Here is an 11,033-nt window from a genome sequence, read left to right as displayed (position 1 = left end):
CGGCAGACCGGCAAGAGTGGCCGGATAGGTACCTCACCGGGGAACGCGCCTTGCCAATCCCCGTAGTTGATCTGTAGGCATGGTGGAACGCCCGTTCGTCACCCGCGGACGGGCTTCCGCATTTCCGGCCTCGGGAACCGCCCTCCCGAGGCCGCCTCAAGGCACAGGACGCCATGTCGATGCCCACCCCCCACGCCTATCGACGCTGCCCGAGAAAGGGTCCGAAGAGGGAACACATGCCGCACCGGAACCCCAGCCTGCGCAAACGGTGCGAGACGATTCTCGGTCACATGGACCTGACGCGCCCGTTCTCCCTGGACACCCTGTGCGCACGCATCGCCGAACAGCGCGGCCGCCCGATCCGGCTGCACCCGCTGCCCCCGGAGGCCGCCGAATCCGGCGTCTGCGGACTGTGGGTGGGAACCGAGACCGTGGACTACGTCTTCTACGAGGCGCACACCACCCCCCTGCACCGGGAGCACATCGTGCTCCACGAGCTCGGCCACATCCTCTTCGGCCACCACTCCCTGGAAGGCCGGGAGACCGACGGCCGGGCCCCCGTGGTCCTCGGCCGCACCAACTACACCACCCGCCAGGAGCAGGAGGCGGAGATGCTCGCGAGCATGATCCGCATCCGCACCGCGGGCGCCGGCCACCCGCGCACGACCCCCGCACCCCGGGGAGCCCTCGCCCGCCTGGAATCCGCCATGGGGTACGAGCGGGGCCCGCGCGATGGCAGCTGACCTCGCCGCCCTCGGCGACTGGCTCGCCGTCCCCAGCGTGGTGTGCCTGTGGGCCGCCGTCCTGCTGCGCGCCCCCGGCGCCCTGCGCTCCCCGCAGCAGCGCGGACTGTGGTTCGCGGTCGCCACCGCGGCCGCCGCGATGACCCTGAACCTGCCCGCCGTCGTCACCTACGCCACGAGCCGGGAACCCGGCTACGCACACGCCGTCGGCCTCGTCCGCAACCTCATCGGCGTGCTGTCGGCGGGCACCGTGCTCTACTTCGTCGCCGCCGCCACCCGCGGCCGCAGGCTCCAGCTCGCCGCCTGGGCCGGCACCGCCCTCTGGCTGGGCGTCCTCGTGGCCCTGGACGGCGCCGCGCCCGGCCACGGCACGCACACCATCCCGCCCGCCGGACCGCCCGTGCCCTCGCTCGCGTACTGGCTCGTCATGATCTCCGCCCACCTCATCGCCAACACCGTCTGCGTGTACGTCTGCTGGCGCTACGGCCGGCGCGCCGAGAGCCGGGGCCTGGCGGCCGGGCTGCGGCTGTTCGGGCTGGGCACCGCACTGGCCGGCCTGTTCTGGTTCGCGTACCTGCTCAAGGCCCTGTTCGGCAGCACCTGGGCGATGCCCGCCCTGCCGCTGATGATGAACCTGCACGGCCTGCTGCGCGCCGCCGCGATCGTGGTGCCCACCCTGTTCACGCTGCGCCGCACCACCGCCGACACCGTCATCGCCTGGCGGCTGTGGCCCCTGTGGCGGGAGCTGGTCCAGGCCGTCCCGCACGTCGTCCTCTCCGAGCCCCGGACCGGCCGGGTCCTGGAGCTGCTCTGGCCGCCCGTACCGCGCAACCTGCTGGTCTACCGCAAGGTCATCGAGACCCGCGACGCGATCCTGATCCTCGGGGAGTACGTGCCCCCGGGCCTGCCGGAACGGGCCCGCCGCCACGTCGCCGGGAGCCTGGTCCCCGAACAGCGGCTCACGGCCGCCGCGCTGGCCTGCGTACTGAAGGAGGCGCGACGGGCGAAGCTCGCCGGTGGCTCCGGACAGCCCGGCCGGGCCACGGCCCTGGAACTCCCGGCCGCGATGCAGACCTTCGAGGAGGGCGGCGGACTGGAGGACGAGGCCAGGTTCCTGGTCGACGTCGCCCGCGCCTACGCCTCCCCCGAGACCACCGCCTTCACCACCGATCCGCACAGGAAGTGACGCACCCTTGAGCACCACCGTTCTGATCACCGGAGCCAGCGCCGGCCTGGGCGCGGCCTTCGCGCGCGGCTTCGCCGCCAAGGGCTGCGACCTCGTCCTCGTCGCCCGCGACAAGGCCCGCCTGGAATCCGTGGCCGACGGCCTGCGCCGGGAGTTCGGGGCCGCCTGCGAGGTGCTGCCCGCCGACCTGCTGGACCCGGAGCAGTGCGCCACCGTCGAGGGACGGCTCGCCGATCCGGCCCGGCCCGTGGACATGCTGGTCAACAACGCCGGCTTCGGACTGCCCGCGCCCTTCCCGTACAACCCGGTCGAGGACGAGGAACGGATGCTGGACCTGCTGGTCAAGGTCCCGCTCCGGCTCACCCACGCCCTGCTGCCCGGCCTGCGCGAGCGCCGCCGGGGCGCCGTGCTCAACATCGCCTCCGTCGCGGGACTCCTCCCGACCGGCACGTACGGGGCGGCGAAGGCCTGGGTCACCGCCTTCAGCGAATCCCTGCGGGTGGACATGGAGCCCTACGGGGTCCGGGTGCTGGCCGTGGTCCCGGGCTTCACCCGTACCGAGTTCCAGGAGCGCGCCGGGATGGACGTCAGCGCCCTGCGCGACGCGGTGTGGCTGGAGCCGGAGGCGGTCGTGGCCAAGGCCCTGCGGGACCTGGCCCGCCGCCGGCCGGTCAGCATCACCGGCCGGCACTACCAGGCGTACGCCCTCGCGGCCCGCCACCTCCCGCGCGGTTTCGTGGCCCGCAGGATGCCCCGCAAGCGCAACGCCCCGGCTGACCGGGCCTGAGAGGACGACGCCGTGGCCGGTGACCCCGACTTCGCCGACGACCACATCCTGCTCCCCGCGGACGCCCGGCTCCCGGGAAGCACGCTCGCCGCGGCTGCCGTCAGGGACGCCGACCCCGAGGCCTCGCCGCCGGAGCTGCGCACCCACTCGGGGGAGACCGTCTTCGTCCCGGCCGGCCGGGCCACCGAGCTGGAGCGCTTCTGCGCCCGCAACGGGATCCCGCTGCGGCGCAGGCCGGACGTGTGGGGCGATCTCCTGGACCCGTTCCTGGACACCTGGTTCACTGCGGAGGAGGAGGCCGCGACCCTGGACCGGCTGGACCGGGCCGGCGTGGGGCGCGCCGAGGTGGCGGGCATCCGCGAGCGGGTCGAGCCGCTGATGCGCGCCTACAACCACATGCTCTGGGAATGGCACGCCCTCGGCCTCGACGACCTCCTCGCCGCCGCGGCGGGATCCCTGGCCCCCGGCCACCTCCGGATCCCGCCGGGGGACAGGGCGGCCTTCCGGGCCTGGGCCATGGAGATCGCCGACCGCCCCGCGCGGGGTCCGGGCGGCGCGCGACCCTAACCGGAAGGTGGCCCGCCCACGGCATCCACACGGCTCCAGCGGAAAAATAATTCCACCAACGGCTATCGACATCCCGTTCGCCGGGCATGGTACGGGCAACCTCCCGCCCCGGCTGACGCCGCGTCACGGCGCTGCCCCGGGCGGGCCTTCCGCCATTCGTCCCGGGAGGTACCACTCCATGCAGCCAGCAGCCCCCACCACGCCCCCGGCGCCCGGCCGCCGCACGCTCCTCGCCGGTCTCGGCGTGGCCGCCTCCGCCCCGCTCCTGCTCGGTGCCACCCCGCGTACGACGACCGACCCGGCGCCGGCTCGGCCCGCCACGCCCCACGCCGCCGCCCCGCGCACGGTCCTGCTCCGCGGGGCGGCCCTGGTGCTCACCATGGACCCGGCCGCCGGGACGGGCCCGCTGGGCATGCTGGAGGACGCCGACGTGCTGGTCCGGGGCGGTGCCGTCGCCGCCGTCGGCCGGGGCCTGCGGGCTCCGGCGGACGCCCGGGTCCGGGACGTGTCGGGGAAGCTGGTGATGCCGGGCTTCGTGGACGCGCACACGCACCTGTGGCAGGCCTCCATCCGGGGCGGCTGCACCGACGGCGACCTGTTCGGCTGGTTCCGGAGGTGTACCGACGGCCAGCGCGCCAGACTCACCCCCGCCGCCCTGCACAGCTTCGTCCGGCTCGCCGCCCTCGACGCCGTGCAGAGCGGGGTGACCACCCTGGTCGACTGGGTGGACATCTTCGCGGACGACCTGGTCGAGAGCTACGTACGGGCCCTGGCGGGCACCGGTGTCCGGTTCACGTACGCGATGTTCCCGCCCAGGCCCGACGGGGAAGTGGCCGCCCGGGTGAAGAGGGAACTCGTGGACCCCGTACCGCTCGGCTCCTTCCAGGTCGCCACCCACGCGGCACGCTCCCTCGCCGGCCTCAACCAGGCCCACTGGGAAACCGCCCGGGAGCTGGGCGTCATGCTCAACTCCCACGTCCTCGAACGCCCCGAGCAGCGGGCCGACGATCCGCTCGGGGTCCTCGCGGACATCGGCGCGCTGGGCCCGCGCCTCCTGGTCAACCACGCGATCCACCTCACGGAGGACGAGATCGCCGCGCTCGCGGCCCACGACGTGCGGGCCGTCCACTGTCCGCTCAGCAACATGCGCCTGGCCTCCGGCATCATGCCGCTGCCCGGCCTGCGGAGGAGGGGTGTCAAGGTCGCCCTCGGCCTGGACGGCGGCACCAACGACACCTCGGACTTCCACGCCCTGATGAAGGCCGCCATCGGCCTCCAGCGGGCCCGCTCCACGGACGCCGGGGTCTTCCCCCAGGTCGAGGACGTCCTGCGGATGGCCACTCTGGGCGGCGCGGAAGCCCTCGGCATCGCCGACCGGGTGGGCTCGCTCACCCCCGGCAAGAGGGCCGACCTGGTCGTCCTCGACCCGGCCGCCCTCAACTTCGCCCCCCGCTTCGACTGGGTCGGCCAGATCGTCTTCAACGGACGCCCCGAGAACGTCGACTCCGTGTTCGTCGACGGCCGGCCACTGAAGCTCGACGGCCGCCTCGTGGACGTCGACACCGCCCGCGTGGTCCGCGAGGCCGAAGCCGCCGCCACCCGCATCCGGGCCTCCGCCTGACGGCGTCCGGCCCGGGCGGCCCGCCGCCCGGGCCCTCTCTTCAGGATCGTGCCCGACCCGCGCCGCCCGGCCTGACCGGCAAGATCCGGAAGGGCCGGCCTAGAGCTCGGTGACCTTGCCGTCCGCGACCTCCAGGCGGCGGGTCACGTGGACGGCGTCGAGCATGCGGCGGTCGTGGGTGACCAGCAGCAGGGTGCCCTCGTAGGACTCCAGGGCCGATTCCAGCTGCTCGATCGCCGGCAGGTCGAGGTGGTTCGTCGGCTCGTCCAGGACGAGGAGGTTCACCCCGCGGCCCTGGAGCAGCGCCAGCGCCGCCCGGGTCCGCTCGCCCGGGGAGAGGGTGGCCGCCGGGCGCAGCACGTGCGCGGCCTTCAGGCCGAACTTCGCCAGCAGCGTGCGCACTTCCGCCGGCTCGGTGTCCGGGACCGCCGCGCAGAAGGCCTCCAGCAGCGGCTCGTCACCGAGGAACAGCCCGCGGGCCTGGTCCACTTCGCCGACCAGCACCCCCGAACCGAGGGTGGCGGAGCCCGAGTCCGGGGCGAGCCGTGCGAGCAGCACCGCGAGCAGGGTGGACTTGCCGGCGCCGTTGGCCCCGGTGATCGCCACCCGGTCCGCCCAGTCGATCTGCAGGCTGGCCGGGCCGAACGTGAAGTCCCCCCGCTTGACGGCCGCCTCGCGCAGGGTGGCGACGACCGAGCCGGAGCGCGGGGCCGCCGCGATCTCCATGCGCAGCTCCCACTCCTTGCGCGGCTCGTCGACGACCTCCAGGCGCTCGATCGCCCGCTGCGTCTGGCGGGCCTTGGCGGCCTGCTTCTCGCTGGACTCGCCGCGCAGGTTCTTGCCGATCTTGTCGTTGTCGCTCGACTTGCGGCGGGCGTTGCGCACGCCCTTGTCCATCCAGTTGCGCTGCATCTGGGCCCGGCCCTCCAGGGCGGCCTTCTTGCCCGCGTACTCCTCGAACTCCTCGCGGGCGTGACCGCGCGCCCGTTCCCGCTCCTCCAGGTAGGACTCGTAGCCGCCGCCGTAGAGGTTGATCTGCTGCTGCGCCAGGTCGAGTTCGAGGACCTTGGTGACCGTCCGGGTCAGGAACTCGCGGTCGTGGCTGATCACGACCGTGCCCGCGCGCAGCCCCTTCACGAACTGCTCCAGCCGCTCCAGACCGGCCAGGTCCAGGTCGTTGGTGGGCTCGTCGAGGAGGAACACGTCGTAGCGGGACAGGAGCAGCGAGGCCAGCCCGGCGCGGGCCGCCTGGCCACCGGACAGGGCGGCCATCGGCAGGTCCAGGCTCACGGCGAGGCCCAGCTCGTCCGCGACCTCCTGGGCCCGCTCGTCGAGATCGGCGCCGCCCAGGTTCAGCCAGCGGTCAAGGGTGTCCGCGTACGCGTCGTCCGCGCCCGGGGTGCCGTCGACCAGGCCCTGCGTCGCCTCGTCGAGAGCGGCCTGCGCGGCGGCGACGCCGGTACGGCGGGCCAGGAACTCGCGCACCGACTCGCCGGGGCGCCGCTCGGGCTCCTGCGGGAGGTGTCCGACGGCCGCGCCGGGCGGGGAGAGCCGCAGCTCACCGGTCTCCGGGGTGTCCAGCCCGGCGAGCATCCGCAGCAGGGTCGACTTCCCGGCGCCGTTGACACCGACGAGTCCGATGACATCGCCGGGCGCGACGACGAGGTCGAGGCCGGCGAAGAGCGTGCGCTCACCGTGCGCGGCGGTGAGGTCCTTGGCGACGAGGGTTGCAGTCATGATGCCCCGATCCTATCCGCGCGCCGGGGCGGGCCCGCCGCCGCCGGGTGATGTCCGGATAGGTGGGATCCCCGTCATTGCGGCCATCGGAGCCGGATCACACCATGGATGCATGTCGTTGCGAAACGTGCTGGTCGTCCTCTACGACGGCGTCCAGAGCCTGGACGTCACCGGGCCGGTCGAGGTGTTCGCCGGGGCCGCGCGGTGTCCGGGCGGCCGGGGCGGGTACGCGATCCGGACGGTGTCCCCGGGCGGGGCGCCGGTCCGGACCGACAGCGGGCTGACCCTGGTCCCGGACGGGGACCTGGAGGGCGCCCGGCCGGGCCCCGGCACCACCCTGCTGGTGCCGGGGGGCCGGTACCGGGGCGATTTCGAGCCCCGGCTCACGGACTGGCTGCGCGCGTACGGGGGACGCGCGCAGCGGCTGGTGTCGGTCTGCACCGGCGGACTGCTGCTGGCCGAGGCCGGGCTGCTCGACGGCCGCCGGGCGACGACGCACTGGTACTCCTGCGAGCAGATGGCGCGGGACTACCCCAGGGTGTCGGTGGAACCGGACCCCATCTACGTACGCGACGGCCCGGTCTCCACCTCCGCCGGGGTCACCGCCGGGATCGACCTGGCGCTGGCACTGGTGGAGGAGGACCTCGGGCGGGACGTGGCGCTGCTGATCGCCCGCCACCTGGTGGTGTTCCTGCGCCGGCCGGGGAACCAGGCGCAGTTCAGCGCGCAGTTGGCCGCCCAGACGGCGCGCCGGGAGCCGCTGCGGGACGTGCAGCAGTGGATCACCGAGCACCCGGGCGGCGACCTGAGCGTGGAGGCGCTCGCGGCGCGGGCCGCGCTGTCGCCGCGGCACTTCGCGCGGGCCTTCCAGGCGGAGACGGGGGTGACGCCGGGGCGGTACGTGGAGCGGGTGCGGGTGGAGCACGCGCGCAGGCTGCTGGAGGAGGGCGGGGAGGGGGTCGCGCAGGTCGCGCGGGCCTGCGGCTACCGGACCCCGGAGGCGCTGCGCCGCGCCTTCGTCCGCCACCTGGGTCAGCCCCCGGCGGAATACCGCCGCCGCTTCGGCCCCCGGTAGGACGACCCAGGCCACCGCGACCCAGGCCACCGCGATCCTGGCCACCGCGATCCCGATCACCGGGATCCCGATCACCCGGGCGGTCCCCGGCCGCACGGGTCGTACCCGGCCTGACGGGTCGTGTCCGTCCATCCTGGCCGTGCCCGCTCACCCCGGGTGCGGCTCCGTCCCCCGGGCGCCGCCCGGGGGTGGTTCCGACGGGGGTTTCCCGGCGGGGCCGATCACCGACCGCTCCGGAGGAGCCATGCAGATCGCCGTACTGCTCTACGACCGATTCACCGCACTCGACGCCATCGGCCCCTTCGACACCCTCGGCCGGCTCCAGGGCGCCGAAACCGTGTTCGTCTCGGAGCGGCCCGGACCCGTACGCACCGACAACGGGTCGCTCGCGCTCGTCGCCGACAAGGCGCTCGACGAGGTCACCCGGCCCGACGTCGTCGTCGTGCCCGGGGGGCCGCACCCCGAGGAGGAGATGAAGAACCCCGCCGTCCTCGACTGGCTGCGCGCCGTGGACGCCACCACCACCTGGACCACGTCCGTCTGCACCGGCTCGCTCCTGCTCGCCGCCGCCGGGCTGCTGGACGGGCGCCGGGCCACCTCGCACTGGCTCTACCTCGACCGTCTGACCCCCTTCGGCGCCCGGCCCACCGGCGAGCGGGTGGTCTACGACGGGAAGTACGTCACCGCCGCCGGGGTGTCCTCCGGCATCGACATGGGCCTCGGCCTGCTCGGCCGGATCGCCGGGGACGAGTACGCCCAGACCGTGCAGCTGATGTGCGAGTACGACCCGCAGCCGCCCTACGACGCCGGGTCCCCGGACAAGGCCCCGGCCGCAATCGTCACCCGGCTGCGCGACGCCGCGCGCTAGTGCCGGATCAGGCAACGATTGCCCTGTCGACGACGGCGCGTAGGCGCCGGTCGTCGGCATGGCGGTTTCGCCAGATGATGTAGCGGCGGATCATGCTGCCCTGTTCCTTGTGGGTGGCGTGGTCGGTGCCGTCGAGGGTGAAGTAGCGCAGGGCGGTGGATTGGGCCTCGATGCGGCTCAGCCAGGAGGAGTTCGTCGAGGTGTAGGCGATCTCAGCGTTGTTCGCGGCGGCCCAGTCACCGACTCGCTGGCACTTTTTCGTGGTCAGGTGCGGGGAGAAGTTGTCACAGACGATCGCGATGCGGACGTGGGCCGGGTAGAGCGTGCGCAGGTAGCGGCAGAATTCCAGGAACTGCGTTCGCCTCTTGATCGGCTTGATGTGGCCGTAGAGCTTGTCCTTGGCTAGGTCGTAGGCGGCGAACAGGTGACGCACTCCGCCGTAGCGGTTGTAGGTCGCCCGTCGACGACGGCGTGGCTCACGGTCCGGGTCCTTGTGCTTGCCGCCGCGTTCGGCCCACTGCTTCCCGGGGTGGGGTATCAGGTTGAGTGGTCCGAACTCGTCCAGGCAGAAGATGACTTCGGGCTCGCCGTCCTCCGGTATGACCTCGCCGTCGGCGATAGCGCAGAGGTGCTCGACCCTCGCCTTCTTGGCCGCGTAGTCCGGGTCTCGGGAGGTCTTCCAGGTCTTCAGGCGTTGAAAGGAGACGCCTTCCTCGCGGAGCAGGATGCGCAGGCCCTCGTGGCTGATGTCGTCGACCACCCCCTCGGCGACCAGGAAGTCCGCCAGCTTGGTCAGGCTCCAGGTCGAGAACGGCAGGTCGTGCTCGGTCGGCTTCGACTTGGCGATCTTCTTGATCTCACGCCGCTCGGGCAGAGTGAAGGTCTTCGGCCGGCCGCCGGAGTACTTCGGATACAGGGAGTCGAAGCCGTCGGCGTTGAAGTTGTGGATCACGTCCCGGACCCGGGGTCGTCGCTGGTGAACGACACCTCGGCGATCTTCGCTAGCGGCATGCCCTGCGCTGACAGGAGCACCATCGGGGACCGCCGCCAGGTCACCACCGACCCAGTGCCCCGGCGGATGATCCGCAGCAGCCGCCGACCCTCATCATCATCGATCTCACGTGCACGTACTCGTTCAGCCACCTGGACAGGATGACGATCACGCGCCGCCCGGCACAGCACCCCGAACGGCGCGGCACATCACAACAGAGCCGCCTGATCCGGCATCAGCTGTACCTCGGACGGGGCGTGGACAACCGCCACTACGGCACATTCCACCCGAGAACGACCGGCAGCCCATGCTCGTAACCCAGCGTATTAATCGTCCCCGGATGCGGGTGCCCGAACTGCCGTGCGGCTGACGCGTCGAGCCCGAGCCAGCGCGCGGTGAGGATGCGTGAAAGGTGGCCGTGCGCGACGACGGCCACGTCACCCTTGTCCAGCACCGGCCGGACCCGGCCGAGAAAGGCGTCGACCCGCACGGTCACGTGCCCGAGGTCCTCGCCGGCGTCGACGCCGCCGCGCCACAACTCCCAGCCGGGCTTGAGCTCCTGGATCTGCTCGGCGGTCAGCCCCTCGTAGCGGCCGTAGTCCCACTCGATCAGGTCGGCGTCGGGCTCCGCGCCGCTCAGCCCCGCCAGCTCGGCCGTCCGCACGGCCCGAGTCAGCGGGCTGCTGTAGACGGCGGCGAACTCCCGTCCGGCCAGCCGAGGCGCGAGCGCACGCGCCGCGGCCTCCCCCGCCTCGGTCAGCGGCAGGTCGGTGCGGCCGGCATGCTGGCCGGTCCGACTCCACGCCGTCTCACCGTGCCTGATCAATATCAACTCGCCCATGGCGAGGACCATATCCCCCATAGAGCACAGGGCGAACGTTGCCTGACACGGCACAAGGCCGTTTCCGGCGAGGCAGATGGTGGCAGTCTTGATGCCCCTATGGATGTCAAGCGGCAGGACGTGGGTGGTGGTGCGGGTGATGAGCCGGTGGATCTCTCGTGCGACGTAGCGTTTGAGGCAGCGGAGTGCTTCGCGGCGGGTTTTGCCTTCGGAGACGCGCCTGTCGATGTAGCCGCGGGTGCGGGTGTCCCATCGGAGGCGTGCCGGCACGATGGTGTAGAGGGCGGAGTTGGCCTGCCGGTTTCCGCCCCGGTTGAGGCGCCGACGCTGGGTTTTCCCTGAGGAGGCTTCGACTGGGCTGACGCCGCAGAGGGCTGCGAACGAGGCTTCGCTGCGCAGGCGCTCGGGATTGTCACCCGCTGCGATCAATAGCGTTGCGGCGGTGTCGGGGCCGACGCCGTAGCACTTCAGGAGCTGCGGGTCGGCCAGGGCACATCCGGCGTTGTTCGCGGTCTGCCGACCGGCCTGGGCGCCCGGTCCGGTGGCAACGGATCGATCCTCGTCCACTGGGCGTCAGTCAACGAGTTACATCAACAAGCGATCAGAAGATCCAGCGG

Annotated in this window: 9 protein-coding genes and 2 pseudogenes; 7 read left to right on the top strand and 4 right to left on the bottom strand. The window is 72.7% G+C overall.

Translation table 11 applies throughout. The annotated features are described in order from the left end of the window. The first annotated feature begins 290 nt into the window (after positions 1–290). From OG295_RS04960 to OG295_RS04940, 5 genes are all read left to right on the top strand, one after another. The gene (locus tag OG295_RS04960; protein WP_371675731.1) at positions 291–743 is read left to right on the top strand and encodes a hypothetical protein; all 453 of its coding nucleotides are present in this window, start codon (positions 291–293) and stop codon (positions 741–743) included. Continuing rightward, positions 733–1,929, top strand: a complete 1,197-nt coding sequence (locus OG295_RS04955; protein ID WP_371675730.1) for an MAB_1171c family putative transporter — start codon at positions 733–735, stop codon at positions 1,927–1,929. Before OG295_RS04960 ends, OG295_RS04955 begins: the two co-directional genes overlap by 11 nt. Before the next feature lie 7 nt (positions 1,930–1,936). Beyond that, entirely contained in the window at positions 1,937–2,716 is a 780-nt protein-coding gene (locus OG295_RS04950; protein ID WP_371675729.1) for an SDR family NAD(P)-dependent oxidoreductase, read from the top strand. Between the two features lie 12 nt (positions 2,717–2,728). Then, a complete protein-coding gene (locus tag OG295_RS04945) occupies positions 2,729–3,283 on the top strand; it encodes a hypothetical protein (protein WP_371675728.1) in 555 nt (184 codons plus the stop codon). 178 nt (positions 3,284–3,461) lie between these two features. Next, the gene (locus OG295_RS04940) at positions 3,462–4,904 is read left to right on the top strand and encodes an amidohydrolase family protein (RefSeq protein ID WP_371675727.1); all 1,443 of its coding nucleotides are present in this window, start codon (positions 3,462–3,464) and stop codon (positions 4,902–4,904) included. Positions 4,905–5,003: 99 nt separating this feature from the next. Here the strand turns inward: OG295_RS04940 and OG295_RS04935 are convergent, their stop codons facing one another. Next, positions 5,004–6,641, bottom strand: a complete 1,638-nt coding sequence (locus OG295_RS04935) for an ABC-F family ATP-binding cassette domain-containing protein (RefSeq protein ID WP_371675726.1) — start codon at positions 6,639–6,641, stop codon at positions 5,004–5,006. A gap of 112 nt (positions 6,642–6,753) precedes the next feature. Between OG295_RS04935 and OG295_RS04930 the strand changes: the two genes are divergently transcribed. Both OG295_RS04930 and OG295_RS04925 read left to right on the top strand, forming a co-directional pair. Continuing rightward, positions 6,754–7,716 carry a GlxA family transcriptional regulator gene (locus OG295_RS04930; protein ID WP_371675725.1) on the top strand — a complete coding sequence of 321 codons (963 nt, stop codon included), beginning with the start codon at positions 6,754–6,756 and terminating at the stop codon, positions 7,714–7,716. 244 nt (positions 7,717–7,960) lie between these two features. Further along, positions 7,961–8,584, top strand: coding sequence for a DJ-1/PfpI family protein (locus OG295_RS04925; RefSeq protein ID WP_371675724.1), 624 nt, complete (start codon positions 7,961–7,963; stop codon positions 8,582–8,584). A 7-nt stretch (positions 8,585–8,591) separates the two neighbouring features. On the opposite strand, the pseudogene OG295_RS04920 reads toward OG295_RS04925, so the two are convergent. The 3 genes and pseudogenes from OG295_RS04920 to OG295_RS04910 form a co-directional block, all read right to left on the bottom strand. Continuing rightward, positions 8,592–9,727, bottom strand: a pseudogene (locus OG295_RS04920) (IS630 family transposase). A gap of 119 nt (positions 9,728–9,846) precedes the next feature. Beyond that, positions 9,847–10,416: a histidine phosphatase family protein gene (locus tag OG295_RS04915; RefSeq protein ID WP_371681111.1), complete on the bottom strand. Its 570-nt coding sequence runs from the start codon at positions 10,414–10,416 to the stop codon at positions 9,847–9,849. 132 nt (positions 10,417–10,548) lie between these two features. Next, a pseudogene (locus OG295_RS04910) lies at positions 10,549–10,881 on the bottom strand (transposase); the annotation flags it as partial. Positions 10,882–11,033: the final 152 nt, after the last annotated feature.

The sequence above is a fragment of the Streptomyces sp. NBC_01276 genome, from assembly GCF_041435355.1.
Classification (GTDB): domain Bacteria; phylum Actinomycetota; class Actinomycetes; order Streptomycetales; family Streptomycetaceae; genus Streptomyces.
This window is presented reverse-complemented; position numbering and strand designations above follow the sequence as displayed.

Coding starts and splice junctions, on each gene's coding strand:
- OG295_RS04960 (WP_371675731.1), top strand. CDS start 291: ATGGACCTGACGCGCCCGTTCTCCCTGGACACCCTGTGCGCACGCATC.
- OG295_RS04955 (WP_371675730.1), top strand. CDS start 733: ATGGCAGCTGACCTCGCCGCCCTCGGCGACTGGCTCGCCGTCCCCAGC.
- OG295_RS04940 (WP_371675727.1), top strand. CDS start 3,462: ATGCAGCCAGCAGCCCCCACCACGCCCCCGGCGCCCGGCCGCCGCACG.
- OG295_RS04935 (WP_371675726.1), bottom strand. CDS start 6,641: ATGACTGCAACCCTCGTCGCCAAGGACCTCACCGCCGCGCACGGTGAG.
- OG295_RS04930 (WP_371675725.1), top strand. CDS start 6,754: ATGTCGTTGCGAAACGTGCTGGTCGTCCTCTACGACGGCGTCCAGAGC.
- OG295_RS04925 (WP_371675724.1), top strand. CDS start 7,961: ATGCAGATCGCCGTACTGCTCTACGACCGATTCACCGCACTCGACGCC.
- OG295_RS04915 (WP_371681111.1), bottom strand. CDS start 10,416: ATGGGCGAGTTGATATTGATCAGGCACGGTGAGACGGCGTGGAGTCGG.